This is a genomic window from Streptomyces sp. NPDC000075 (assembly GCF_040301925.1).
In the GTDB taxonomy this organism is placed as follows: domain Bacteria; phylum Actinomycetota; class Actinomycetes; order Streptomycetales; family Streptomycetaceae; genus Streptomyces; species Streptomyces polychromogenes.
Genome location: NZ_JBEPFL010000001.1, coordinates 204,186 through 228,938 on the forward strand (window position 1 = coordinate 204,186; position 24,753 = coordinate 228,938).

20 protein-coding genes and 1 pseudogene are annotated in these 24,753 nt (G+C 71.6%); 9 read left to right on the plus strand and 12 right to left on the minus strand.

What is annotated here, in order from left to right; genetic code table 11:
* Window positions 1-31 precede the first annotated feature (31 nt).
* The 5 genes from ABT403_RS00795 to ABT403_RS00815 all read right to left on the minus strand — a co-directional run bounded on the left by ABT403_RS00795 (window position 32) and on the right by ABT403_RS00815 (window position 7,344).
* Entirely contained in the window at window positions 32-1,474 is a 1,443-nt protein-coding gene (locus ABT403_RS00795) for an endo-1,4-beta-xylanase (RefSeq protein ID WP_344167641.1), read from the minus strand.
* A 108-nt stretch (window positions 1,475-1,582) separates the two neighbouring features.
* A complete protein-coding gene (locus tag ABT403_RS00800; RefSeq protein ID WP_344167638.1) occupies window positions 1,583-2,554 on the minus strand; it encodes a glycoside hydrolase family 6 protein in 972 nt (323 codons plus the stop codon).
* 81 nt (window positions 2,555-2,635) lie between these two features.
* Window positions 2,636-4,105 carry a glycoside hydrolase family 43 protein gene (locus ABT403_RS00805; protein ID WP_344167635.1) on the minus strand — a complete coding sequence of 490 codons (1,470 nt, stop codon included), beginning with the start codon at window positions 4,103-4,105 and terminating at the stop codon, window positions 2,636-2,638.
* Window positions 4,102-6,321, minus strand: a complete 2,220-nt coding sequence (locus ABT403_RS00810) for a beta-glucosidase (RefSeq protein WP_344167632.1) — start codon at window positions 6,319-6,321, stop codon at window positions 4,102-4,104. Before ABT403_RS00810 ends, ABT403_RS00805 begins: the two co-directional genes overlap by 4 nt.
* Window positions 6,322-6,330: 9 nt before the next feature.
* Window positions 6,331-7,344, minus strand: a complete 1,014-nt coding sequence (locus ABT403_RS00815) for a LacI family DNA-binding transcriptional regulator (protein ID WP_344167630.1) — start codon at window positions 7,342-7,344, stop codon at window positions 6,331-6,333.
* A gap of 230 nt (window positions 7,345-7,574) precedes the next feature.
* On the opposite strand from ABT403_RS00815, the gene ABT403_RS00820 reads away from it, so the two are divergent.
* The 4 genes from ABT403_RS00820 (at window position 7,575) to ABT403_RS00835 (ending at window position 12,186) form a co-directional block, all read left to right on the plus strand.
* A complete protein-coding gene (locus ABT403_RS00820) occupies window positions 7,575-8,867 on the plus strand; it encodes an extracellular solute-binding protein (RefSeq protein ID WP_344167628.1) in 1,293 nt (430 codons plus the stop codon).
* A gap of 4 nt (window positions 8,868-8,871) precedes the next feature.
* Window positions 8,872-9,786 (plus strand): carbohydrate ABC transporter permease, encoded by a 915-nt coding sequence (locus ABT403_RS00825; RefSeq protein WP_344167625.1) that lies wholly within the window; start codon window positions 8,872-8,874, stop codon window positions 9,784-9,786.
* Window positions 9,783-10,613 (plus strand): carbohydrate ABC transporter permease, encoded by an 831-nt coding sequence (locus ABT403_RS00830; RefSeq protein WP_344167622.1) that lies wholly within the window; start codon window positions 9,783-9,785, stop codon window positions 10,611-10,613. The genes ABT403_RS00825 and ABT403_RS00830 overlap by 4 nt, the downstream gene beginning before the upstream one ends.
* A 100-nt stretch (window positions 10,614-10,713) precedes the next feature.
* Window positions 10,714-12,186 (plus strand): non-reducing end alpha-L-arabinofuranosidase family hydrolase, encoded by a 1,473-nt coding sequence (locus tag ABT403_RS00835; RefSeq protein WP_344167619.1) that lies wholly within the window; start codon window positions 10,714-10,716, stop codon window positions 12,184-12,186.
* Between the two features lie 61 nt (window positions 12,187-12,247).
* On the opposite strand, the gene ABT403_RS00840 is transcribed toward ABT403_RS00835, so the two are convergent.
* Window positions 12,248-13,372: a sensor histidine kinase gene (locus ABT403_RS00840; RefSeq protein WP_344167616.1), complete on the minus strand. Its 1,125-nt coding sequence runs from the start codon at window positions 13,370-13,372 to the stop codon at window positions 12,248-12,250.
* Entirely contained in the window at window positions 13,369-13,992 is a 624-nt protein-coding gene (locus tag ABT403_RS00845; protein ID WP_425580330.1) for a response regulator, read from the minus strand. Before ABT403_RS00845 ends, ABT403_RS00840 begins: the two co-directional genes overlap by 4 nt.
* 313 nt (window positions 13,993-14,305) lie before the next feature.
* Here ABT403_RS00845 and ABT403_RS00850 point away from each other — a divergent pair, with 313 nt between their 5' ends.
* Together ABT403_RS00850 and ABT403_RS00855 are read left to right on the plus strand one after the other, a co-directional pair.
* Window positions 14,306-15,556, plus strand: a complete 1,251-nt coding sequence (locus ABT403_RS00850) for a DUF418 domain-containing protein (protein ID WP_344167610.1) — start codon at window positions 14,306-14,308, stop codon at window positions 15,554-15,556.
* Between the two features lie 121 nt (window positions 15,557-15,677).
* Complete coding sequence (locus ABT403_RS00855; RefSeq protein ID WP_344167607.1) at window positions 15,678-16,910, plus strand: cation:proton antiporter; 1,233 nt, start codon at window positions 15,678-15,680, stop codon at window positions 16,908-16,910.
* Window positions 16,911-16,965: 55 nt separating this feature from the next.
* On the opposite strand, the gene ABT403_RS00860 is transcribed toward ABT403_RS00855, so the two are convergent.
* The 4 genes from ABT403_RS00860 to ABT403_RS00875 all read right to left on the minus strand — a co-directional run bounded on the left by ABT403_RS00860 (window position 16,966) and on the right by ABT403_RS00875 (window position 20,168).
* Window positions 16,966-18,768: an ABC transporter ATP-binding protein gene (locus ABT403_RS00860; protein WP_344167604.1), complete on the minus strand. Its 1,803-nt coding sequence runs from the start codon at window positions 18,766-18,768 to the stop codon at window positions 16,966-16,968.
* Window positions 18,769-18,890: 122 nt separating this feature from the next.
* Window positions 18,891-19,109, minus strand: a complete 219-nt coding sequence (locus tag ABT403_RS00865; RefSeq protein ID WP_344167601.1) for a hypothetical protein — start codon at window positions 19,107-19,109, stop codon at window positions 18,891-18,893.
* A gap of 195 nt (window positions 19,110-19,304) precedes the next feature.
* On the minus strand, window positions 19,305-19,718 hold the full coding sequence (locus tag ABT403_RS00870; RefSeq protein WP_344167598.1) for a guanyl-specific ribonuclease: 414 nt from the start codon (window positions 19,716-19,718) through the stop codon (window positions 19,305-19,307).
* 87 nt (window positions 19,719-19,805) lie between these two features.
* Window positions 19,806-20,168, minus strand: coding sequence for a DUF1304 domain-containing protein (locus ABT403_RS00875; RefSeq protein ID WP_344167595.1), 363 nt, complete (start codon window positions 20,166-20,168; stop codon window positions 19,806-19,808).
* 275 nt (window positions 20,169-20,443) lie between these two features.
* Here ABT403_RS00875 and ABT403_RS00880 point away from each other — a divergent pair, with 275 nt between their 5' ends.
* From ABT403_RS00880 to ABT403_RS00890, 3 genes are all read left to right on the plus strand, one after another.
* A complete protein-coding gene (locus ABT403_RS00880) occupies window positions 20,444-22,009 on the plus strand; it encodes an alpha-L-arabinofuranosidase B (protein WP_344167592.1) in 1,566 nt (521 codons plus the stop codon).
* A gap of 154 nt (window positions 22,010-22,163) precedes the next feature.
* Complete coding sequence (locus ABT403_RS00885) at window positions 22,164-22,640, plus strand: cupin domain-containing protein (protein ID WP_344167589.1); 477 nt, start codon at window positions 22,164-22,166, stop codon at window positions 22,638-22,640.
* Between the two features lie 92 nt (window positions 22,641-22,732).
* Window positions 22,733-23,197: a bacteriocin immunity protein gene (locus tag ABT403_RS00890; protein WP_344167586.1), complete on the plus strand. Its 465-nt coding sequence runs from the start codon at window positions 22,733-22,735 to the stop codon at window positions 23,195-23,197.
* 509 nt (window positions 23,198-23,706) lie between these two features.
* On the opposite strand, the pseudogene ABT403_RS00895 reads toward ABT403_RS00890, so the two are convergent.
* Window positions 23,707-24,715 (minus strand): annotated as a pseudogene (locus ABT403_RS00895) (transposase); the annotation flags it as partial.
* Window positions 24,716-24,753: the final 38 nt, after the last annotated feature.

The window sequence follows — 24,753 nt, forward strand, 5'->3', positions numbered from 1 at the left end:
GAGGGTGTCGCCACCCTCGCCGTGACGGGTCTCAGGTGCGGGTCCAGCGCTGGTTGCTCGCGTTCGAGCAGGAGTAGAGCTGGATCAGGGTGCCGTTGGCGGTGCCGTTGCCGGTGGCGTCCAGGCAGAGGCCGGACTGGACTCCGACGATGGATCCGTCCGAGTTCAGGCGCCATTTCTGGTTGTCGCCGCCCCAGCAGGAGTAGATCTGGACGGCGGCGCCGTTGGCGGTACCGGCGGCGTCCAGGCATTTGTCACCGTAGACCCGCAGCTCGCCCGCGGCGGTGTAGGTCCACTGCTGGTTGGCGCGGTTGTTGCAGTCCCACAGGCTGAGCCGGGTGCCGTCGGTGGTCACGCCACCGGGCACGTCCAGGCAGCGGCCCGAACCCACACCCCTGACCGGACCGGATCCGGGGGAGGGGGTCGGGGTCGGAGTGGAGGAGCCGGCGTTGAGCGCGCCCAGTACGGAGGTGTAGGCGGGCTTCTTGTTGCCGTTGCCGTCGAACAGCAGCGGCGACTGCTCCGATCGCCACGAGTCGGTGTCGCGCACACCCCAGACGGTGATGCCGAGGCAGCGCGGGACGGACAGGCAGTCGTTGGCCACGTTGGCGTAGGTCGTGGCCGGGGCGCCCTGGACGTCGAGTTCGGTGACGGCCACGTCGACGCCGAGGGCGGCGAAGCTCCGCAGGGTGGTGCGGAAGTTGCCGTCGTAGGGGCTGTCGTTGTTGAAGTGGGACTGGAAGCCGACGCAGTCGATCGGCACACCGCGCTGCTTGAAGTCCTTGACCATGGAGTACACGGCCTGGGTCTTGGCCCAGGTCCAGTTCTCGATGTTGTAGTCGTTGTAGCAGAGCTTGGCGCCGGGGTCGGCGGCTCGGGCGGTGCGGAAGGCGACCTCGATCCAGTCGTTGCCGGTGCGCTGGAGGTTGGAGTCCCGGCGCGCGCCCGAACTCCCGTCGGCGAAGGCCTCGTTCACGACGTCCCACTGGACGAGCTTGCCCTTGTAGTGGGCCATCACGCCGTTGATGTGGTTGACCATCGCCTGGCGCAGCGCGCCGCCGCCGAGGTTCTGCATCCAGCCGGGCTGCTGGGAGTGCCAGGCCAGGGTGTGCCCGCGTACCTGCTTGCCGTTCTGCACCGCCCAGTTGTAGACGCGGTCACCTGCGGCGAAGCTGAACCGGCCCTGCTGGGGCTCGGTGGCGTCGGGCTTCATCTCGTTCTCGGGCGTCACCGAGTTGAACTCGCGGCCCGCGATCGACGTGTACGCGCCGTCGCCGAGCCGGCCGGAGGCGATGGCGGCGCCGAAGTAGCGGCCGCTCTGCGCCGCCGCGCCACCGAGCGTGCCCTCGGCGGCCTGTGAGGCCGGCGGAGCCGCCAGCACGGCGGCGGCACCGAGGACGGCGACGGCCAGGGCCGCGCGCGGACCCCGGGTCTTCCGGCGGACGAGGGGCGGGGGAAGGGCGTTCGATCCCATGAAGGAGCCTCCAGGACAGAGAGCAGGGAAGGAAGAGCAGGGAAGGAAGAGCACGGAAGGAAGGGCACGGGAGGAGCGGAGCGCGGCGGAGTGGATCCGCGGGCGGGCTCAGTAGCCGTAGATCATCTTGTAGGCGACCTCCGGCAGGAACTGCCCGGCCGAGGAGCCCGCCCCGACGCCGCAGTTGCCGTCGGACTCGCCGGGGATCTTGATCCACAGCAGCATCTCGGCACCGCCGCCGCGCCGGCTGGGCGTACCGGTCCGGCGGCCGGCGGGGTTGCACCACTGGCCGTCGGAGCCGTTGCCGTTGCGGCTGGTGTCGATGACGAACGGCTTCGTGTAGCCGTAGGAGCGCAGGGCCGAGTTGACGGCGTCGCCGTAGGAGCTGTTCTGGTCGGTGGTGTAGTAGTTGGAGACGTTCAGCGCGAAGCCGTGCGCCCCGCCGACCCCGGCGGCGGCGAGCTGCCGGGCCATGGCCGCCGCGCCGATCCAGCCGGCGTTCCCGGCGTCGAGGTAGACCCAGGTGTTGGGCGCCTTGGCGTTGAACTGGGCGATCGCGTACCGGAGCATGGCGTTGCGCTCGGCGATCTGGCCGGCCGTCATGCAGCTCTCGTGCCCCAGGGCGTCGGGTTCGAGGATGACGACGGCCGGGCGGCTGCCGATGCCGCCGGCGAAGGCGGTGATCCAGCTCTCGTAGGCGGCGCGGCTCCCGGCGCCGCCGCCGGACTGGCCGGCGCAGACGTCCCGGTCGGGGATGTTGTAGGCGACCAGGATCGGCAGCTTGTCGGCGGAGTCCGCGCGGCCGGCGTAGGAGCCGGCGGCCGCGGCGACGTCGCCGCTCCAGTTGCCGAACCAGCGGGCGGCCGGGGTGTTGGCGATGGACGTCCGGATCGCCGCGGCCCGGCCGTCGCCGGGGTTCGCGGCGGTCCACCGCAGGGCGGAGTTGTCGGGGTCGGTGTAGAAGCCGCTGGTCATGGTGGTCGGGTCGGCCGCGTACGCCGGCCCGGCGTGGAGCAGGGCGAGACCGCCGGCGAGGACTGCGGCCAGCAGGGTGGATGCGGCTCGGACGGACGTGCGCATGAGGGTCCTCCGGTGGGGGGAAGGGGAAGCGCTTCCGGCTGGGGGAGTGCGCTGCCCGGGGGCGGGGCCGTGGGCCGCGCGTCACACACCCCGGGGGCCGGGCGATCGTTCCCGGCCCGGGTAGGTGATGTCGAACCACGGGAAGTGCGCGTGGCTGGTGGACGGGCGGCCGTTGGAAGTGGCGTAGAGGCCGAGCTGGACGCTGGTGAACAGCGGGGTGAGGAAGGAGGCTTCGACGACGGGCAGGTCCTGCCAGGCGCCGCCGGGTGCGGCATGGGCGAAGGTGTGGTGGAAGCCGCGGATGCGGACCCCCAGGCGCAGGGGGCCCGGGGGGACGGGAACCCGGGCCAGGACCTCGGGCCCGTGGCGGAGGCTGAGTCCTTCCGCTGTGCGGAGGAGGAGGAGATGGGTGTCGTCGTCGAGGACCACGGCGAGGCCCGCCTCTTCGCCCGGTGCGGCGGGAGCGAAGCGCAGTTCCGTGGAGACGTCGCAGTCGGGCTGTTCCTGGGGCCGGGCCAGGAGGGACGGGGTGGTGCGCTCGCCGAGGCGTCCGGGCCCGAGCCGCAGGCGCAGCCCGTCGCCGGTGGTCCAGAACGGCTCCGGTGGGGCGCCCAGGGTGCTCCAGTCGGCGCAGAGGGTGGCGAACGTGTCGTGGAGGGGGCGGCGCGGGCCCGTATGGTGGACGGGGGTGAAGACCGGCCAGCCGTCGTCCCAGGTGATCCGGCTGAGGAAGGTCTCGCGGCCGAGCGCGGAGCCCGGCCGGACGCCCAGCAGGACGGCCCGCCAGTCGCCGTCGGGGGTGCGGACGAGGTCGGCGTGCCCGGTGCAGGTGACCGGGCCCCCGGCGGGTGGCAGCACCGGGTTGCCGGGGGCGCCCTCGTAGGGGCCGGTCACGTGGTCGGCGCGGGCGGCCACCACGCTGTGGTCCACGTCGGTGCCGCCCTCGGCGGTCAGCAGGAGGTAGGTGCCGTCGATCCGGTAGAGGTGCGGGGCTTCCGACCAGCGGGCCCCCGGGCGGCTCCCCGACCACAGGACGTACTCGGGTCCCGTGAGCCGTCGTTCGCGGGGAAGGTACTCGCGCATCCAGATCTCGGTGCGGCCGGCGGCCTCGTCCAGCACACGGGCGGCGGTGAACCAGGCACGGACGTCGCTCGCGTCCGGTCCGTCCTCGAAGAACAGCGACGGGTCGAAGCCCTCGCCGTCCAGCCACATCGGCCGCGACCACGGCCCCGCCGGATCCGTCGCCGTGACGACGAAGTGACCGGGACCGTCCATCAGCGTGCAGACGAGATGGAAGAGCCCGTCGTGATGCCGGATCGTCGGCGCGAACAGGCCCCGTGACGGGGCGCAGCCGGCCAGGTCGAGACGGGACGCCCGGTCCAGCGCGGATCCGATGCGCCGCCAGTTCACGAGATCACGGCTGTGGAAGACGGGAAGGCCGGGGAACCATTCGAAGCTGGACGTCACCAGGTAGTAGTCCGCCCCCACCCGGCAGACGGACGGGTCGGGCCGGAACCCGGGCAGTACCGGGTCACCGGAGAAGCCGGTCATGGAACCGGGACGACGTCGGCCGGCACGGACAGCACCCGGTCGGCGGCCGGATGGCGTACCGGCCCCCGCAGGGTGAAGGAGCCCAGCAGCGGGAGGTCGCCGCTGGACCGTCCGACGGCCACCCCGATCTCCCCGGGCTCCACCCTCCTGCGCAGGTCCAGCCCGGTGAAGGAGGTCCGGTCGGCATGGACGCGGAAGGTGACCCGGGCGGCCGCGCCCGGAGCCAGCTCGACCCGGGCGAATCCGGCGAGCCACCGCTGCGGCCGGACGACGGACGCCACGGGGTCGGACAGGTACAGCTGGACCACCTCGGTCCCGGCCACCCCGCCGACGTTGCGCACGGTGGCCGAGACGGCGACCTCCCCGTCCGTCGCGGCCCCGGGATCCACCGTCAGCTCCGAGAAGGCGAACCTGGTCCAGCTCAGCCCGTGCCCGAAGGGGAACAGCGGGGTCGGGTCCACCGAGCTCCAGTCGGTGCGCCCGCCGAGCCCGGCGTGCAGGTACGTGCCGGGCTGGCCGCCGGCCCGGCGGGGGAGGGAGACGGGCAGCCGTCCTGACGGCTCCGCCGCCCCGCTGATGATCCGGGCCAGCGCCGTCGCCCCCTCCTCCCCGGGGAAGAAGGCCTGGATGACGGCCGACGCGCGCTCGGCCGCCGTGCCCAGCGCGTAGGGCCGTCCGGAGACGACGACCAGGACGGTCGGCACACCGGAGTCCAGGACGGCGGAGGCGAGTGCGGCCTGGTCGCCGGGCAGGTCGAGGGTCTCGGCGTCGCAGCCCTCTCCGGAGGTGCCCCGGCCGAACAGGCCGGCCCGGTCCCCGAGCACCAGTACGTTCACGTCCGGGTCGTCCGGGGTGACCGTGAACCCGGCGGCGCCGAGCGCTTCGCCGAGCGTGGGGATCTCCAGCCCGGGCTCGCCGGGAGCCGCGACGTGGTTGGGGAAGGCGTAGCAGCCGAGGAAGGAGCGCGGTTCGCCGGCGTGCGGCCCGTGGACGGCGACCCGGCAGGGCCGCAGCGGCAGGGTGCCGTCATTGGTGAGCAGCACGGTGGAGCGTTCGGCCAGGAGCCGGGCGAGGGCCCGGTTCGCCGGCGGGTCGAGGTCGACCGCCTCGGGCGCGACCGGTTCCCAGTCCGGGTCGAGCAGGCCGAGTTCGGCCTTCTGCAGCAGGACCCGCCGCGCGGCCCGGTCGACGAGCTCCTCCGGTACGCTCCCCGACCGCACGAGTTCGGTCAGCGGCTCGCCGAAGCAGCGGGCCGTGGGCAGTTCGACGTCGATTCCGGCGGTCAGCGCCAGCGCGCCGGCCGCGCCCCGTGAACCGGTGACGCCGTGCCGGGTCTCCAGGAAGGAGACGGCGTAGTAGTCGGCGACGACCACACCGGTGAAGCCGAGTTCCCCCCTGAGCAGCCCGGTCAGCAGCCGTTCGTCGGCGGCCACCGGGACGCCGTCCACGTCGGTGTAGCTGTTCATGACCGACCGGGCGCCGCCCTCGCGCAGCGCCCGTACGAAAGGCTCGACCAGCACGTCGGCGAACTCGCGCGGCCCCACCGAGACGGGGGCCATGTTCCGGCCGGCCCGTGAGGCCGAGTACCCGGCGAAGTGCTTGAGCGTCGCCACGATCCCCGCGCCCTCCAGGCCCTGCACGTAGGCGGTGCCGATCGCCCCGACGAGACAGGGGTCCTCGCCGATGCACTCCTCGGTCCTGCCCCACCGGTAGTCGCGGACCACGTCGAGGACCGGAGCCAGCCCTTGATGGACGCCGGCCCGCCGCATCCCCGCGCCGATCGCGGCGGCCATCCGCCGCACGAGCCCGGGGTCGAAGGACGCGCCCCAGGCGAGCGGCGCGGGGAAGACCGTCGCCCCCCGCGTCATGAAACCGGTCAGGCACTCCTCGTGGACGACCGCCGGGATCCCGAAGCGGCCCGAGGCGGTCACCTGCCGCTGGAGCGAGGCGAGCCGCTCCATCCCGGCCTTCGCGGTGACGGGCGCGGTGCCGAACACCCGGGTGAGCTGGCCGATTCCGTGGACGGCGAGGTGGTCGAGCCCGGGTGCGGACTCGCCGGAATCGTCCTCCACGGGTGCGACCGGTGCCCCCGGAGCCGAGGGCTGCGCCCAGAACGCGGTGAGCTGGCCGGCCTTCTCTTCCAGTGTCATCCGTTCCAGCAGGTCGGTGACGCGCACGGACACGGGCAGCAGGGGGTCGCGCCAGGGCTCGGTCAAGGAGTTCTCCTAGAGACGGGGCGGGGCGGTGGAAAGGCGGACCTTGAGCTCGGTCGAGAGCTCCATCCGGGGGCTGACCAGGGGCTGGCCGTCCAGCAGCTGGAAGAGCGCGCGGGCGGCGAGGCGGCCCATCTCCTCCAGCGGCTGGCGCACCGTCGTCAGCGGTGGTGACAGCCATCCGCACATCGGCAGGTCGTCGAAGCCGACCACGCTGAGGTCTCCCGGAACGCTCAGTCCGCCTTGCCGGGCCGCTTCGTAGACGCCCATCGCCTGCTGGTCGCTTCCTGCGAAGATCGCGGTCGGCGGTTCGGGGAGCGCGAGCAGTTCCCGGGCGCGCCGGAACCCGCCCTCGTGCTGGAAGTCGCCGAACCGGATCAGTTCGGGACGGACCTCGATCCCGGCCCGCTCCAGTGCGGCCCGGTACCCGTCGATGCGGGCCTGGCTGCAGAGCATCTCCTTGCGCCCGCCGATCGCGGCGATCCGGCGGTGCCCCAGCTCCAGCAGGTGCTCCGTGGCGGCGAGGCCGCCCGCCCAGTTGGTCGCCCCGATGCTCGGCACACCGTTGCCCGGCAGGTCGATCGGGTCGATGACGACCAGCGCCACCCCGGCCTGTTCGATCTGGGCGCGCTGGGCCCGGGTGACCGAGGCGGTGACGAGGATGACGCCGTCACTGTGGTGCAGAACCGGCAGTGCGGCCCAGCTCGACGGCGTGGCCTCGCCCGGCGGGACGAGCGACACGACGGTGCCCACGCCGCGCTGGGCGCACTCGGCCTCGACGCCGCGCAGTATCTCCACCGCCCACGCGCTGTCCAGACCGCCGATGATCAGGTCGACCAGACCCGACCTGCGGGCCCTGCCCTGCCGGCCGGGGTGGAGGTAGTGGTGGGACCGCAGCAGGCTCTCGATCCGTTCGCGCGTCGAAGCCGCGACATCGGTACGGCCGTTGAGCACCTTGGACACCGTGGCCTGGGAGACCCCTGCCTCGGCGGCGATGACGGCCAGGGTCGGACGCTGCTCGCTCAACTTCTCTCCTCCGCGCGGACGCCTCGGGCTGTCGACGGGTATCGCAAACTTTCGAGGAGTTTCCGGTCGGTGCGACCCGATTGTCAAGCAGTAAGTAGGCGTCGATGAAAGGCGATTCGGTAAGAACGCTTGACCGGAGCGCCGCACGTTCCTAGTTTGTGGCAGCGCGAATTCGAGAAAGTTACGAAACATTTCGAACTCGAACCGGCTTTCCTCACCCCGGAGGTCCTATGGCGAGCACACCCCCGAGCCGACGACGTTTCCTCGCGCTCTCGGGCCTGACCGTTCTGTCGGCCTCACTCACCGCGGCCTGCGGCGCCGGCGGCTCCGGTCCGGTGCCGGCGGCCGACGGCACCGTGGCCTTCTCCTGGTGGAACATCGCCACCACGGAACCGGGCAAGTCCCTGTTCCCGCAGCTGTCCACGGCGTTCACGGCCGCCCACCCCGACATCACCATCAAGACGACCTCGTTGGAGAACGAGGCGTTCAAGTCCAAGCTCGCGGCGGTCACTTCGTCCGGAAGACTCCCCGACGTCTTCCAGACCTGGGGCGGCGGCGTGCTGCGGCAGCAGGTCGACGCGGGGCTGGTCGAGGACCTCACCGACGTGTTCGGCTGGGCCTCCGACCTCACCCCGGTCTCCCTCCAGGCCTATCGGTTCGAGGGCCGGACCTACGCGGTGCCCTACGACGTCGGCATGGTCGGCTTCTGGTACAACAAGAAGCTCTTCGCCGAGGCCGGCATCACCGCTCCGCCGGCCACCTGGGCCGAGCTCCTCGAAGACGTCAGGAAGCTCAAGGCGGCGGGCGTCACGCCCATCGCCCTCGCGGGCAAGGAGAAATGGCCGGGTCACTTCTACTGGGCCTACCTGGCGATGCGCGTCGCGGGACTCCCCGCCCTGGGGCAGGCCGCCGCCGCCAAGGACTTCACCGGCGCGGGCTTCGTCCGGGCGGGCGGCCACCTCAAGGAACTCGTCGACCTCCAGCCGTTCCAGCCGGGCTTCCTCGGCGCCGGCTACTCCACTCCCGGCGGCCAGGCCGCGACCATGGGCAACGGCAAGGCGGCCATGGAGCTGATGGGCCAGTGGGCGCCGTCGGTCCAGAAGGACGCGGGCGCGGACCTCGGGGCGGACCTGGGCTTCTTTCCCTTCCCGACGGTCGACGGCGGCGCCGGCCGGAGCACCGACGTGCTCGGCGGGGGCGGCGGCTTCGCGCTGCGCAAGGGCGCCCCGAAAGAAGCACTGGACTTCCTGAAGTTCTTCGTCCTGGAGAACCAGTCCAGGCTGCTGGCCTCCAACGGCTACCTGCCGGTGGTCAAAGGCGCGGAGGGCGGGCTCACCGACGCCAACCGGAGGGCCGTCGCCGACACCCTCGCCGGGGCGACGGGCTTCCAGCTCTTCCTCGACCAGGCCTACCCCCCGGCGGTCGGCCAGGAAGTCAACGACAGCGTCGCCGACCTCATCGCGGGCAAGAAGACCCCCGAACAGGTCACCACCGCGATCACCGAGGCAGCGAAGGGTGCCTGACTCCGTGTCCGCCCATCGCGGGCTGCGGAGCTGGGCCTCGGTGGCCTGGTTCCTGGTCCCGGCCCTGCTCCTCTTCCTCGTCTTCGTCCTCGCCCCGATCGCCGTCGCCGTCTACACGGGCCTCTTCAAGTGGAGCGGGGCCGGCCCCATGGACGACTTCGTCGGGTGGGGGAACTACGCCAGGCTCTTCCACGACCAGGTCTTCCTCGGTGACCTGGAGCGCGGGCTGTACCTGATCCTCCTGTCGGTCACGGTGCAGTTGCCCTTCGCGCTGTTCACGGCCGTCCTCCTCAACCAGAGGCTGCGCGGGCGGGCCGTCTACCGGATGCTGTTCTTCGCCCCGTACATCCTGTCCGAGGTGGTCACGGCGGTCCTCTTCACGATGGTCTTCCTCCCCGGCGCGGGGATGGCCGACCATCTCGCCGGCGCCTTCGGCCTGGAGGGGCTGCGGGGGAGGTGGCTCGCCGATCCCTCGACGGTCGTGCCGACCCTGTTCGTGGTCATGACCTGGAAGTACTTCGGCTTCCACATGATGCTCTTCCTCGCCGGACTGCAGAGCATCCCCGGCGAGGTCCTGGAGGCCGCTTCCCTCGACGGCGCCGGCCCCTGGCAGCGCTTCCGGCACGTGACGCTGCCGCTGCTCGGCCCGACGATCCGGATCAGCACCTTCCTGTCGATCATCGGGGCCATCCAGCTCTTCGACCTCGTGTGGGTCATGACCGCGGGCGGACCCAACCACTCCTCCGAGACGATGGCGATCTCGATGTTCCAGTTCGGGTTCAAGCGCCACCAGGTCGGCTACGCCAGTGCGATCAGCGTGGTGCTCTTCATGATCTGCCTGATCTTCTCCCTCTTCTACCAGCGTTACGTACTCCGCCGGGACCTCAGCGGCGCCCTCACCCCGGGAGGTGGCCGATGAACGCCCGCAGGACGGCACGAGGCCTGTCCCTGCACGCCCTGGTCTGGCTGATCGGCGCGTTCGTCGCCGCGCCACTCGTCTACGCGGTCGTGTCCGGGTTCAAGAGCACCGGGGAGCTGACGGCCAACCCGTTCGGGCTGCCCGAGCGGTGGAAGACCGGCAACTACACGGGCATTCTCGGCGACGGCATGTTCTGGCGGCAGATCGCCAACAGCGCGGGCATCGCGATCGGCACGACCTGCTGCACGGTGGCGGCCTCCGCGATGGCGGCGTACGTGCTGGCCCGCTACGCCTTCCGGGGCAGGGAGCTCTTCTACACGCTGTTCACGATCGGGCTGATGTTCCCGTTCTCGGTGGCCGTCCTGCCGTTGTTCCTGCTGCTGCGGACCTTCGGCCTGCTCGACAACCCGCTCGGAGTGATCCTGCCGCAGGCGGCCTTCGGGCTTCCCACGACGATCGTCATTCTGCGCGGCTTCTTCCGGACCATCCCGGCGGAGATCGAGGAAGCGGCCGTCATGGACGGCTGCGGGTCCTTCCGTTTCTTCTGGCGGATCCTGCTGCCGATGGCGCGTCCGGCGCTCGGCACGGTGTCCGTGCTGGCGGTCGTCGCGAGCTGGAACAACTTCTTCCTGCCGCTGCTGGTCTTCGACGGACCGGCCTGGCAGACGGTCCCGGTCGGAGTCCAGCAGTTCCAGGGCCAGTACTCGACCGACTACGCGCTCGTCCTCGCCTACATCGTCCTCGCCATGGTCCCCGCCCTCGCGTTCTACGCCGTCGCCGAACGGCAGTTGATCGGCGGCCTGACCGCGGGCGCCACCAAGGGCTGACCCGTCCGCAGGTGACGGGCAGGCCGGCCACCGCAAAATTGTTAGCGCTAACACCATCGGCCCCGTCTCATCTCGCCCCCATCCACGAAGGAGCTCTCCGATGCGGTTCCGCCCTCCCTCCCCAGCCCACCCGGCACGACGGCTGCTCGCCCTGCTGGCGCCCCTGCTGCTCCTGGCCGCGTTCCTCGGCGCGCAGCCCGCCGGCGCGGCGGCGGCCGTCGACCCCGAGGCCTCGTACGTGCTGGTCAACCGCAACAGCGGAAAGGCCCTGGACGTCTACAACCTGGCCACCGGTGACGGGGCCCGCATCACCCAGTGGACCAGGAACGACCAGAACCAGCAGCTGTGGCGGTTCACCGACGCCGGCGGCGGCTACTACCGCATCACGTCCCGGCACTCCGGCAAGGTGCTGGACGTCCGGGACGGGTCCACCGCGAACGGCGCCCCGATCGTCCAGTGGACCGACGTGAACGGCACCAACCAGCAGTGGCGGCTCGCCGACGGCCCCGACGGCTACGTGCGGCTCATCGCGCGCCACAGCGGCAAGGCCCTCGAAGTGCAGGGCGGCTCCACCGCGGACAACGCGAACGTCGTCCAGTACGACGACTGGGGCGGCACCAACCAGCAGTGGCAGCTCGTCCGGGTCGGCGGCGGCACCCCCGGCACCTGCGCCCTCCCGTCGTCGTACCGCTGGACGTCGACCGGCCCCCTGGCACAACCCAAGGCGGGGTGGGCCTCCCTCAAGGACTTCACCGTCGCGCCCTACAACGGCCGGCAGCTCGTCTACGCGACCACGCACGACACGGGGGCGAACTGGGGCTCGATGAACTTCGGCCTGTTCACCGACTGGCCGCAGATGGCCTCGGCCGCCCAGAACGGGATGTCCTCCTCGGCGGTCGCGCCCACGCTCTTCTACTTCGCACCGAAGAACATCTGGGTGCTGGCCTACCAGTGGGGCAGGACCGCCTTCTCCTACCGGACGTCGACCGACCCGGCCAACCCGAACGGCTGGTCGGCGGAGCGGGAGCTCTTCTCCGGGAGCATCGCCGGCCCCGGAACCGGGCCCATCGATCAGACGCTCATCGGCGACGGGACGAACATGTACCTGTTCTTCGCCGGCGACAACGGCAAGATCTACCGGGCCGGCATGCCGATCGGTAACTTCCCGGGCAGTTTCGGCACGACCTCGACCGTGGTCATGAGCGACACGACGGACAACCTGTTCGAGGCCCCGCAGGTCTACAAGCTCCAGGGCCAGAACCGGTACCTCATGATCGTCGAGGCGATCGGCGCGCAGGGCCGCTACTTCCGCTCGTTCACGGCCACCAGTCTGGACGGCTCCTGGACCCCCCAGGCCGCGACCGAGAGCAACCCCTTCGCCGGCAAGGCCAACAGCGGCGCCGGCTGGACGAACGACATCAGCCACGGTGAACTGATCCGCACCAGCGCCGACCAGACCTTCACCGTCGATCCCTGCAACCTGCGGTTCCTCTACCAGGGGCGTGACCCCAGGGTGGGCGGCGACTACGGCCTGTGGCCCTACCGGCCGGGCCTGCTGACACTGGGGCGGTGAATCCGGCGCGGCGGGCCCGGCAGAAGACCGGGCCCGCCGCGCCACGCCATCGGCCGGCCGTTCAGTCGGGCCGGACGGGGGCCCGCAGCTCGACCGCGTACCCGCCCTCCGGGGTGGGTCCGGCGCTGAAGGTGCCGTGGAGCAGCTCGGCGCGTTCCCCCAGGCCGATGAGGCCGTGGCGGGCGCTGGGCAGGGGGACCGACGGGCGGGTGGGGGCGGTGTTGGTGACGGTGACGCCGAAGTGGTGCGCGTCGTGCCACAGCCGTACGTCGGCGCGGGCGCCCGGGGCGTGTTTGCGGACGTTGGTGAGGGCTTCCTGGACGGTGCGGTAGACGGTGCGCTGGGCGGTCGTGCTGATGTGCGGCGGCAACTCGCCGGTCAGCGTGGTCTCGATGCCGCTGTGGGTGATGAGCTGCCGGAGGTCGGCGAGGGTGGGCTGGGGGGTGAGTTCGGTTGCCTTGCCGCCGGAGGCGCGGAGCAGGGTGACCATGTGGCGCAGTTCGTCGAGGGTGTTCGCGCTGAGGGTGCGGATGGTGCGGGCGGCCTCGCGGGCGTCGGGGTCCTTGGCGGCGACCTGGAGGGCTCCGGCCTGTACCGCGATGAGGCTGACCTGGTGGGAGACGACGTCGTGCATCTCGCGGGCCAGCTGGGCGCGTTCGCGGGCGAGGACGGTCTGGGCGTACAGGGCGCGTTCGTGTTCCCGGGCCTCTTGGACTTCGGCGAGCCGGCGGGCCACGTCGTGCCTGGCCTGGACGAGCTGGCCGAACAGCACGGGAGCGACGGCCGTGGCCAGTGTGTAGACGAACTGGACGAGCGTCCAGGCCCGGTCGCCGCCGAACGCGCCGGGCAGCGGCCAGACCAGGGTGTCCGCGGCCGCGTTCAGCAGGGCGCAGCCCGCCAGCAGCGGGCGGTTGCGGGTGGAAGCGGCCAGTGTGTACAGGGCGGCGATCGGGGCGACCGCCACGTCCATGAACAGGGCCATGGGCAGCGTCAGCAGGAAGACGGCCAGCGGGAAGCGCCTGCGCAGGAACAGTCCGGCGCAGCCCACGGTGGCGCAGGCCCACATCAGCGGGGTCGCCTCGCCGAAGAGGTTGATCCAGGCGTCGAGCCCGGCCAGAGCCACGAGGCCTGCGTCGACGGCCCAGGGCGGCACGCGCCGCCACGGCGACCGGCCCGTGCCCCTCATCCGTCGCCGCGCGTCGCGTCGTCGCCACCGCGGCCGAGCAGTCCGGCGCGCTCGGCGAGGAGTGCGGCCTGGACGCGGCTGGTGACCCGCAGTTTGGTGAGGATCGAGCTGACGTGGTCCTTGACGGTGCCGGCGCTGAGATGGAGGCGCGTGCCGATGTCGGCGTTGGACAGACCGCTCGCGACCAGGACGAGGACATCGCGTTCCCGTTCGCTGAGGAGCCCGACGCGGGCCACGTCCGCGTCCTGGGGTGCCCCCGCACCCGGGTGGCCGCGCAGCAGCGCGCGGGAGGCCTTCGGTGACATCACCACCCCGCCCGCAGCCAGGGTGCGGACCAGTTGGGCCAGTTGCTCGGGCTCGGTGTCCTTGAGCAGGAAGCCGGAGGCCCCCGAGCGCAGCGCGGTCAGGACGTACTCGTCGGTGTCGAACGTGGTCAGCATGGCCACGTGCGGCGGTGCGGGCAGCTCCTGGATCTGCCGCAGCACGGTGAGGCCGTCCACGTCCGGCATGCGGATGTCGAGGAGCACGACGTCCGGCCGCTCGCGCCGGATGACCTCGACGGCCTGCGCGCCCTGCGCCGTCGCCACGACCTCGATGCCGCCGGACGCGTTCAGGATCATCCGGAACCCGGACCGCACCAGGGCCTCGTCGTCCACCACCACTACCCGGATCACCGGCGTCCCGCCTCACACTCGTCTGCTCTGTCCCGCGTCCCGGCGACCCCCGCACCCCGGGGCTCCGCCTTCTCGTACGGTGTTCGCCTGACGTCGACCGTACGTCCGGGAGGGTACGCGGTCGCACGGTCGCGAACGGACCGCGGACACCCGGCGGACATGATCCAGCCGTTCGGGGGGTGTGCTCCGGCCGGTCGGCGGGGATGTCACCGACGCCCGCCGGATGGCCGTCCCCGTACGGCATCCGGAGATTGTCCGTATGACACGGATACAGTCGCCGCAGGGGATGCAGGCCGCCGACGAGAACCCGCCTGCGCGGCCCCCCGCCTCACCCTCGCCGGCCGGGACGGCCTCGGCCGGGCCCTCGACGGGACGTCTGGTCGGGGTGGACCTGGCCAGGGCGCTGGCGGTGTTCGGCATGTACATCGTCCACATCGGCCCGGTGCTGTCGGCCACGCACGGCGTCGGCACCTGGGTCCGGTACCTGGCCGACGGCCACTCGTCGGTGCTGTTCGCCACCCTCGCCGGGTTCTCGCTGATGCTGATCGCCGGCCGCCGTGAACCGAAGACCGGCCTGGCGGGCCGGCAGGCGAAGGCGCGGATCGCGATCCGCGCGGTGGTCCTGCTGGCGCTGGGCACCGTCCTGGCGATGGAGTACGGCGGCGTGATCATCCTCGGCTTCTACGGCGTCTACTTCCTCCTCGCCCTGCCCCTGCTGCGCCTGCGCGCCGGGACGCTCGCGGCGATCGCGGCCGGCCTGGCACTCGTCACACCACAGCTGGCCTTCGTCCTGAACTCACTGCTGAGCGAGTCCGTCCAGCAGGGCATCAACGCCCACGACCCGCTCAAGGGGCTCAGCGAAGTGGGGATGCTCGACCTGCTGCTCACCGGCTTCTACCCGACGATCACGTGGATGTCGTTCGTGGTCGCCGGGATGGCGCTCGCCCGCCTCGACCTGTCCGCCGCGACCGTCCGGCGGCGCCTGGCCGGGCTCGGTGCGGCCCTGACCGCCAGCGCCTACGGCCTGTCCCTGCTGCTGGCGGGCACGGACGCGCTGCGCAGCAGGGCGGAGGACGGGAAGTCGTCCTCCGGGTCCGGGGCGGCGTCCTCGGCCGGCGAATCCCTCGGTTCGCACGGGGGTGCCTCGGACCTGCTGTCCGCCGGGCCGCACACCGGCACCACGTTCGACGTGATCGGCAGCGTGGGCGTCGCGATCCTCGTGATCGTCGGCGCGACCGTGCTCATGGACCGGCTGCCGCGTCTGCGCCGCCTGGCCGGTCCGGTCATCGCGGTGGGCACCATGTCCCTGACGGCGTACGTCGGCCACTTCCTCGTGCAGTCCCTGCTCGGCGTACCGGCCGGCGAAAGCACCCAGACGTCCTGGGTGCCGGTGCTCCTGTTCATCCTCGGGGCGATCGTGTTCGCGGCGCTCTGGTCCCGCTTCTTCCGCCGGGGACCGCTGGAGGCGTTGCTCAACGCCGCCACCAGGCCGGCGCAGTACCTCCGTTGACGTAGTTCCCCTCCCGGCGGGGCCTGGTCCCGGCCGCTGTCCCTACGTGCCGTTTCTACGTGCCGTTCCACCTGCCGTTCTACGTGCCGTTCCACGTGCTGTCCCCGAAACCGGAATCCCCATGACGTTCGTCCTGATCGTGATCACCGCCGTCGCCGCCGGGTGGTCCCTCGTCGCCCGATGGCTGGAGCGGGGGCATGTCAGAGCCCCTCTGGTGCTGGTCTCCGCAGGAGTCGTCACCGGCATGTTCACCCACAGCCAGATCGCGGCCACTCTCAACTCGGAGACCGCCCAGCACGTGGCCGAGGTCATCCTGGCCGTCCTGCTGTTCGTCGACGCCACGGAACTGCCCGGCGGCCGGCTGTTCGGCAGCGATCCCGGCGCGGCCGCCCGCGCCCTGCTCGTGGCGCTGCCCCTCAGCCTGGCCGCCGTGGTCCTGCTCGGCACGCTGATGCTTCCCGCGCTGCCCGTGGTGGTCCTGCTGCTCATCGCGTGCATCATCGTCCCCACCGACTTCGCTCCCGCCGAAACCCTGGTGCGGGACACCCGCATCGCGGCACGCGTACGCAACGTCCTCAACGTGGAGAGCGGCTACAACGACGGCGTCGTCTCCCCCCTCTTCCTCTTCGCCCTCATCCTGGCGGGCTCGACCTCACAGGCGCACACCCCCGTGCAGGCACTGGCCACGGCCGTTCCGTTCGCCGTCAAGGCACTGGTGGTGGGTGTGGTCCTCGGTTCTTCGCTCGGATGGCTGATGATCACGGCCGACCGCAGGCACTGGATGACCGGACAGTCCCGCCGCATCCTGGTTCTCGTCACACCCCTGCTCGTCTACACCGTCACCGTGGCGGCCGGCGGCAACGGCTTCGTCGCCGCGTTCGTCTGCGGCATCGCTTTCCGCTACGTCCGCCGGACACCGGCCCGGCAGGACGAGGCCCATGCCCCCGACGCCTCGGACTTCAGCCTCATCGAGGACACCACCTCGATCATGACCATGTGCATGTGGTTCTTCTTCGGGAACGCCGCCGTGCTCGCCCTGAGTGAAGGCGTCCACTGGCCGACCCTGTCGCTCTGCCTCGCCGCGCTGACCGTCGTACGCGTTGTTCCGATCCTGCTCGCCTTTCTCGGATCGCACTTCACCTGGCGCGAACGGCTCATGCTCGGAGCCCTCGGGCCGCGCGGCACCACCTCCATCGTGTTCGGCCTGCTCGCCTTCAACGCCCTCCCCGACGGCCCCTACGCGGACACCGCCCTGTACGCCATGACCATCACCGTGCTGGGCAGCGTCCTGCTCCACGGCCTCGGCTCGATGCCCGTCGCACGCCTGCTCACCGGGCCGGCCCCCGCGCGGTGACACGGCAGGGCCGCCCCCGCCGTACGGCGGGGGCAGCCGGTGGAGAGCGCTCCTCTCACCCGCGGGATCGGGCCGCCGGGAGCAGGAGCTGGGTGGCCGCGAGCCGTGCGTAGAGCTCGTCCTCGGTCACCAGCTCCTCGTGGGTGCCGACGGCCCGGACCTCGCCGGCGTCCATGACGACGATGCGGTCGGCGTCGATCACCGTCGACAGGCGGTGCGCCACCACCAGGACGGTGGTCTCGCGTGCCGTCTCGGCGATGACGTCCCGCAGCGCCAGCTCGTTGACGGCGTCGAGCTGCGAGGTCGCCTCGTCCAGGAGCAGCAGCCGGGGTTTGCGCAGGAGCGCGCGTGCGATCGCGACGCGCTGGCGTTCGCCGCCGGCCAGCTTCGAACCACGGTGCCCGACCAAGGTGTCCAGGCCGTGCGGGAGACGTTCGACGAGGCCGTCGAGCCTGGTCCGGGCGAGGACGGCGCGCAGCTCGCCCTCCGTCGCGCCGGGCGCCGCGAAGACCAGGTTCTCCCGCAGGGTGCCGGCCAGCACCGGAGCGTCCTGCTCGACGTATCCGATGACGGACCGCAGGCCGGACAGCGGCCACCGGCGTACGTCCTCGCCGTCGACCAGGATCCGGCCGCCGCTCGTCTCGTGGAACCGTTCGATGAGCGAGAAGACCGTCGACTTGCCCGCCCCCGAAGGCCCCACGAAGGCCGTCATCCCGGCGCCCGGTACCTCGAAGTCCACCCGCCGGTGGACGTACGGCAGCCCGGGCCCGTAGCGGAAGGACACCTCCTCGAAGCGGACCGACGCCGGGCGCCGCGCGGCCGCCGCCGTCCGGGGCCGCGCCGCTCGCCGCGTCGCCGGCGGCTCCGCCTCCAGGCCGTCCACCGCCTTGATCCGGGAGATCGCCGCCGCGCCCTCCTGGTACGCGGTGGCGGCGTCGACCAGCTTGTACACCGGCTCCATGAGGTAGAAGAGGTACAGCAGGAAGGCGATGAGCGTGGAGACGGGGATGTCCCCGGACGCCACCCGCGCCCCGCCGGCGGCGAGCACCGCGAGGAACGCCAGCTGGACGGCGAGGTTGTCCGCCGTTCCCAGCAGGGCCTCCCACTTGGCGCCGCGCACGCCGTGGCGCCAAGCCCGCCGGGCCGCCGCCTCGACGCGAGCGGCCTCCCGCTCCTCGGCGCCGGAGGCCTTCACCGTGCGGAAGGCGCCGAAGATCCGCTCCAGGCCGGTGGACATCTCCCCGACCCCGGCCTGGGCGCGCTCGGCGGCCTGCCCGATCCTCGGCAACACCAGGGCGGCGCCCGCGCCGACGACCGCGACCACGAGGAGGGTGACGCCGAGCAGGACGGCGTCCAGGAAGGCCATCACCACGACCGCCGCGACCAGAGTGACCGTCCCGGTCGCGGCGTTGACCACCGCCTTGGTGCTGACGGCCCGCAGGAGTGTGGTGTCGGAGGTCACCCGTGACATCAGGTCGCCCGGCTGCATGCGGTCCACCGCCGCGAGCCGCAGCCGCGGCAGGCGGCCGATCAGGCCGCGTCGGGCGGCCAGGACCACCGACTCCGCCGTCCGCTCCAGCACGTAGGTGCCGAACGCCTCGGCGACGGTGCTCAGCAGCACCAGTGCGGTCAGGACCAGCAGGATCGTGGCGATCGTGCCACCGGACGAGAGCCGGTCGACCAGGGCCTTCGTCGCCAGCGGCTGGAGCAGCCCCCCGGCCGCCCCCGCCAGCGCCAGCAGCAGGCCGAGTACGACGGCCCACCGGTGCGGGCGGACATACCCGTACAGCGCTCTGAGCGTCTCGCGGACGCGCGGGGATTCGGCACCCGTCGCCTCCGGGGCGGATGCGGTGTTCACAGGATTCCTTTCCTACGTGGTCGGCCGCGCGCCGCCGTGGTCGTCGCGCGCCGCCGTGGTCGGCCGCGCACCGCGTCGACGGCGGCGGCACTCGGCCCGCGCGGGGCCTTCGGGGGAGGGGCTCAGTGCGCCAGTCCGGCGGCCGTCGCGGCGAGGGTGTCCACCACGGCTTCGAGGAGTTCGGGGCGCAGCACGGCCAGGCAGAGGCCGCCGGCCGCCAACGTCATGCCGAGGAACTCCCACAGCGCGCCTCCGCGCCGCCCGGTGCCACGACGGCCCGCCGCTTCGGCCGGGGCCCGGCGGGCCGTGTCGGGTTCTGCCTCGCGCCTACGGTGTGTCATGTCACCAGCCTGGAGGCCCGGGCGCTCCGGAGGCCATCCGGCGATCGTCGGGTACACCCCCGCCGAGTGGCGGGAGCCGCCCGCACCAGGAGTGCCGTCGCGTGTACGGGCCCTGCCGACGTGTGCGGGCCCTGCCCATGTGTGCGGGCCCGCCCGGCTGCCCGGGCGGGCCCGCACACGTACGACGTTCGGCGTTCAGCAGCCGAAGACCACCCGGCGGAACGAGGCGTAGTGGTCCGCGGTGTAGTAGTCCTCGTGCGCCGCCTGCCCCGTGATGATCCGGCGTGCTCCCCGGGTCGGCGAGCCCGGGGTGATCACCGTGTACTCGTGGTAGTAGCCGGTGGTGTGCGCGGGCAGCAGACGCTCGCGGTTCTGGAAGACGACGCCGTCCTGGGGATAGGGGAACGGGCCGCCCCGGTCTATGAGGGTCAGGGTGTCGTGGGCCTGGGAAGGCAGCGCGGAGTAGCAGACGCTGCCGAGTGCCTTCACGGCGGCGGAGGCCGTGGAGGTGACGGACGCGGGGGCGGCGTGGGCGACCGGTCCCGCGAGGAGAGTGGCGGCGACGGCGGTGGCTCCACCGAAGGCCGCGATCCGTGGGGGAATCCTCATGCGGCCCATGATGACGCGCGTAGAGCGAGACCCGTCAAGGCCAAGTCACTTTATTTTTCTACTAGTTGGCCAGGCGCCCGCCGGTCGTCACCGGGCCGCCAGCACCAGGGCGAGCGCGACGAGGGCGGGAACGGTCTGGACGAAAAGGATCTTCCGGCTGGCCGTGGCGGCACCGTACGCTCCGGCCACGGCCACGCACGCCAGGAAGAACACCTTCGCCTGGAAACCCACCGGATCGGACGCGACGGCACCCCACACCAGGCCCGCGGCGAGGAATCCGTTGTACAGCCCCTGATTGGCCGCGAGCGTCTTCGTCTCGGTGGCGAAGGCGGGGGTGGTCCCGAAGGCGGCCCGGGCCTTCGGGCCGGTCCACAGGAACATCTCCAGGACCATGATGTAGACGTGCACGGCTGCGATGAGCAGGGCCGCGACGGTGGCGGTGATCGACATGGGGCTCAGGTTGGCACAGCCCCGCCGCCGCGTCCACGCCGGTGGCGGTGGTGGTGAGTTGGTGTGAGCGCTCACAGAATCGGGCGACAGCGCCTTCGGTGCAGGGGCCTTGACGGTGCTTCGGAGCGGTGGCCATAGTGAGGGCCCCTCAGGTCGTCATTCCGTGCACGTCGCCTCGGCATGAATTGTTAGCGCTAACAATACGGTGAGGAGCCGGCACGGTCCCGTACCGGGGATGCGCCGGTTCCGCTCTCCCCCCACTGAAGGAGACCCCCATGACCGGACCACGGATCCGAAAGGGCTGGCGCACCGTGCGCGCGGCCTGCTCCGCCGCAGTCCTCGCCGCCGGGCTGCTCATGGCCGCGACCAGCCCCTCGCAGGCCGTCACCCAGGGCCCCTGTGACATCTACGCCGCGGGCGCCACTCCCTGCGTGGCCGCCCACAGCACCACCCGGGCCCTGTACGCGACGTACGGCGGCCCGCTCTACCAGGTGAGGCGTGCCTCCGACAACGCGGTTGCGGACATAGGGCCCCTGGGCAGCGGCGGTTACGCCGACGCGGCGGCGCAGGACGCGTTCTGCGCCGGCACCAGCTGCGTCATCACCGCCCTGTACGACCAGACCGGCAAGGGCAACCACCTCACCCAGGCCCCCCGGGGCCACTTCCCCGGCCCGGCCGCGGGCGGCAGCGACAACGTGGCCAACGCCGTCGAGGCGCCGGTCACCCTCGCCGGCCACAAGGCGTACGGCCTCTACGTGGCCCCCGGCACCGGCTACCGCAACAACCACACCACGGGCATCGCGACCGGAGACCAGCCGGAGGGCATGTACGCGGTGCTGGACGGCACCCACTTCAACGGCGGCTGCTGCTTCGACTACGGCAACGCCGAGACCTCCGGCAACGACGACGGCAACGGCACCATGGAGGCCATCTACTTCGGCGACAACAAGGGCTGGGGCTACGGCAGCGGCAGCGGCCCCTGGGTCATGGCCGACCTGGAGAACGGCCTGTTCTCCGGCGTGAACCGCGGCTACAACGCCAACGATCCGAGCATCACCAACCGCTTCCAGACGGCCCTCGTCAAGGGCGGCCCCAACCAGTGGGCCATCCGGGGCGGCAACGCCCAGGGGGGCGGCCTGTCCACCTACTACAGCGGCGTGCGCCCCAACGTGCCCGGCTACAACCCGATGAAGAAGCAGGGCGCGATCATCCTCGGCATCGGCGGCGACAACAGCAACGGGAGCGCAGGCACCTTCTACGAAGGCGTGATGACCTCGGGATACCCCTCCGACGCCACCGAGAACGCCGTCCAGGCCAACATCGCCGCAGCCGGCTACAGCAGCGCCCCGACCGGCACGCCCGGCTCCCTCACGCCGGGCTCGCGGATCTCCCTGCGGGCCACCACCTCCTGCTGCACCACCGGCTACCTCCGCCACGACGACACCGACGCGAAGGTCGTCCTCTCCACCCTCGACTCCTCCAGCCCCGCCGCCGCCAAGGCCGCGGCCACCTGGACCGTCCGCGCCGGTCTGGCCAACACCTCCTGCCTCTCCTTCGAGTCCGCCGACGCACCCGGCCGGTTCCTGCGCCACCGCAACTTCCAGCTCTACCTGAACGCGGATGACGGCGGAGGCGGCTTCGCCCAGGACGCCACCTTCTGCCCCACCCCGGGCAACAGCGGCCAGGGGACTTCGTTCCAGTCCGTCAACTACCCGGCGAAATACCTGCGCCATTACGCGTACACGGCCTACATAGCGAGCAACGGCGGAAGCAACAGCTGGGACAGCGCCACCGACTGGGCCGCCGACACCAGCTGGCTGGTCCAGCAGCCCTGGGGCTGAAGGCCCGCGCCCGCCCGCGCGTCCCGGCGCCCGTGACCGTCCCGCTCGAGTGTCACTGGCGTCGGGCCACAACACCCCGGTGGATCTGGAAGGGTTGGTCCGGCGCGAAACCCGCGCCTGAACGCGTACCACCTCCGTCGACCGGGAGAGAAGCATGACCATCAAGGACATCGGGCCCGAACCTCAGAGTTTCGACCTCGAGCGGGCGACGCTGGAGAACACCAACTACCGCTCGGTCGCCTGGTCCGGGAAGTACCTCCAACTGACCCTCATGTCGATCCCGGTGGGCGAGGACATCGGCCTGGAGGCACACCCGGAGACCGACCAGTTCCTGCGGCTCGACGCGGGCCGCGGCCGCGTTCAGATGGGCAGCGCGAAGGACCGCCTCGACTTCGACCAGGAGGTCGAGGACGGCTGGGCTGTCCTCGTACCGGCCGGCACGTGGCACAACATCACCAACACCGGCGACGAGCCCATGCGGCTCTACGCCGTCTACGCCCCGGTCCACCACGCCCCGGACAAGATCCAGGCGACCTTCGCCGACGCGGAACGCGACGAGGAGTCGGGCAACGACGAACCCCCGGCCTGGTCGGTCCAGCCCACTCACCACCCCGCGGACAAGCACGCCTGACCACCGGCGGGCGCCGGGGGAAACCCACCAGCCCCAGGTCGCTGACCTGGGGCTTTGCCATCGAGCGGGGGTGGCCGGCGCCGGCGGACATAATGCGGGCTGTGGACCTGAGACCTGAGTTGTCGCCGCCGTCCGTGAGCAGGCGACGGCTGGACGAGCTGTGCGCCGAGGTGGAGCGGATCGTCGAGCTGCTGGAAACCTGCCCGGAGGCGGCGGGCGGGGCGATCACCGCCTTCAACGCGATGACCGGTCACGACTACCGGGCCCTCGACTTCGCCGAGTACGACGGAAGCAGGAGCCTGGAGGAGTTCGCCAGGGAGGCGGCCCGGCCGGCTCGCCCGGTGGTCGCGGACATCACCCGGGACGAGCTCGTCGAGATCGTTCGCAGACTGCTGACCGCCTCCGCGGAGAGCGACTACTATCTGCGGCTCCTGCAGGCGAACGTGTCCCATCCCCGGGTGAGTGACCTGGTCTTCCACCCCTCGGGCAGCCTTCGGGACCCCTCTGCGGAACAGATCGTCGACATGGCTCTGGCGTATCGGCCGATCGCGCTCTGAGCTGCGGGGGGGCCTCTATGTTCTTCGTCAAGCGTGGGGGCAGCTTCGGCCCCGAGGTTCGATCTTCTTCGTGGGGCATGACATCGTCTGGTCGTGCCAGAGATGATGAGTGGGTTGGAGGCGGCCTTGGCTGAGGCGTCGTCTCCTTCGTGGACGCGACGTGCTCGTGCCGGGCGTGACCTTGCCTTCTTCGCTGATGTGCCTGAGGCTGCGGAAGCGTTGGTGGGGCTGCTGCTGGACGTCGAGGACACGGCGGTGACTCGGCAGACCGCCGAGGCCCTGGCCCGGGTGGGGACGGTGGCGGCCGTAAGGCTCATCGCTCTTGCGGTTGCCGAGGCTGACGACAACCACGCTGACTGGGTGCAGACCGGGGTGCATGACGCGCTCGTGGACCCAGACGGCGTGCCGGACGTCGCAGCGACCTGCCGGAAGCTCGCCCGAGACCAGGAAGAAGCAGTGCGTCGGGGTGCCGCAGAAATCTCGGCGTGGACAGACGGCACAACCGTCGCTTGGGGGCCGTGTGCCTCGTAGAAGGTTCCGTCGCGGAGCATGGCGAACAGGACGCTGATGCGGTGGCGGGCGAGGCGGAGGAGGGCCTGGGTGTGGGTCTTGCCGCGGGCCCGGCAGCGGTCGTAGTAGGTGCGGGAAGCGTGGTCGTGCAGGGCGGCGAACGCGGAGAGGAACATCGCGCGTTTGAGCTGCGGTTTCTGCCTCTGGGTGCGTGTTCGCCGTGGATCGAGGTTCCCGACTGCTTCGTGGCCGGGGCGAGGCCTGCGTGGGAGGCGAGGTGGCCGGCGGAAAGAGGGTGGGCCGCCAGCAGCTGGCTGATCTGGGCTTCCAGGGGCCGGCGTTGTTCGTGGACGGCCGCGAGCGAGCGGGCCAGGGACGAGATGACCACGTCGAGGGTGCCGGTGCCCGGGACGACGACAGTCTGTTCGTCGAGCGCGTCGAAGACGTCGTCGATGAGCCGGGTGGCCATGCGCGGGGCCTTCGGGCGGACCAGTTCGACGAGTCTGCGGCGGCCGGCTTTCCGCAGGGCGGCCGGGGATCCGTAGCGTTCCAGCAGCCAGGTGACGGCCTGGTGGTCAAGGCGGGGACCCAGGACGCGCTCCAGGCTGGGGTGGAACTGGGTGAGCAGGCCGCGTATCCGGTTGGAGGTGCGGGTGGCCTCGGCGGCGAGGTCCTGGTCGAAGCCCGCGAGGACGGTGAGCTCGGCGGTGATCTCGTCGGTCAGTTCCAGGGAGCACAGGGTGTGCGGCATGGTGCGGGCGGCGTCCGCGATCACGGCCGCGTCCTTCGCGTCGGTCTTCGCCTCGCCCGGGTAGAGGTCGGCGATCCGCCGCATCGCCAGTCCGGGCAGGTAGGCGACCTTGTCGAACACCGCCCGCAGTTTCGGCTCGCTGCTGGGCAAGGGCTTGTCGAAGACCTTCTTCCCGGCCGGGTCAGCCCGTGGCCGTGGTGCGTGCTCTTGCCGACGTCCAAGCCGAGGAAGCCCCCCACGCCGCTGGTGTCGATCACCGTGCCCCCACTCACTCGATGCCGTGCCGGCCTGGGCG

Excerpts from the sequence above, each read along its gene's own strand:
- ABT403_RS00800 (WP_344167638.1), bottom strand. The coding sequence starts at position 2,554 with ATGCGCACGTCCGTCCGAGCCGCATCCACCCTGCTGGCCGCAGTCCTC.
- ABT403_RS00870 (WP_344167598.1), bottom strand. The coding sequence starts at position 19,718 with ATGAGGATTCCCCCACGGATCGCGGCCTTCGGTGGAGCCACCGCCGTC.
- ABT403_RS00805 (WP_344167635.1), bottom strand. The coding sequence starts at position 4,105 with ATGACCGGCTTCTCCGGTGACCCGGTACTGCCCGGGTTCCGGCCCGAC.
- ABT403_RS00845 (WP_425580330.1), bottom strand. The coding sequence starts at position 13,992 with ATGATCCTGAACGCGTCCGGCGGCATCGAGGTCGTGGCGACGGCGCAG.
- ABT403_RS00835 (WP_344167619.1), top strand. The coding sequence starts at position 10,714 with ATGCGGTTCCGCCCTCCCTCCCCAGCCCACCCGGCACGACGGCTGCTC.
- ABT403_RS00875 (WP_344167595.1), bottom strand. The coding sequence starts at position 20,168 with ATGTCGATCACCGCCACCGTCGCGGCCCTGCTCATCGCAGCCGTGCAC.
- ABT403_RS00820 (WP_344167628.1), top strand. The coding sequence starts at position 7,575 with ATGGCGAGCACACCCCCGAGCCGACGACGTTTCCTCGCGCTCTCGGGC.
- ABT403_RS00830 (WP_344167622.1), top strand. The coding sequence starts at position 9,783 with ATGAACGCCCGCAGGACGGCACGAGGCCTGTCCCTGCACGCCCTGGTC.
- ABT403_RS00865 (WP_344167601.1), bottom strand. The coding sequence starts at position 19,109 with ATGACACACCGTAGGCGCGAGGCAGAACCCGACACGGCCCGCCGGGCC.
- ABT403_RS00850 (WP_344167610.1), top strand. The coding sequence starts at position 14,306 with ATGACACGGATACAGTCGCCGCAGGGGATGCAGGCCGCCGACGAGAAC.
- ABT403_RS00890 (WP_344167586.1), top strand. The coding sequence starts at position 22,733 with ATGCGGGCTGTGGACCTGAGACCTGAGTTGTCGCCGCCGTCCGTGAGC.
- ABT403_RS00840 (WP_344167616.1), bottom strand. The coding sequence starts at position 13,372 with ATGAGGGGCACGGGCCGGTCGCCGTGGCGGCGCGTGCCGCCCTGGGCC.
- ABT403_RS00855 (WP_344167607.1), top strand. The coding sequence starts at position 15,678 with ATGACGTTCGTCCTGATCGTGATCACCGCCGTCGCCGCCGGGTGGTCC.
- ABT403_RS00795 (WP_344167641.1), bottom strand. The coding sequence starts at position 1,474 with ATGGGATCGAACGCCCTTCCCCCGCCCCTCGTCCGCCGGAAGACCCGG.
- ABT403_RS00885 (WP_344167589.1), top strand. The coding sequence starts at position 22,164 with ATGACCATCAAGGACATCGGGCCCGAACCTCAGAGTTTCGACCTCGAG.
- ABT403_RS00880 (WP_344167592.1), top strand. The coding sequence starts at position 20,444 with ATGACCGGACCACGGATCCGAAAGGGCTGGCGCACCGTGCGCGCGGCC.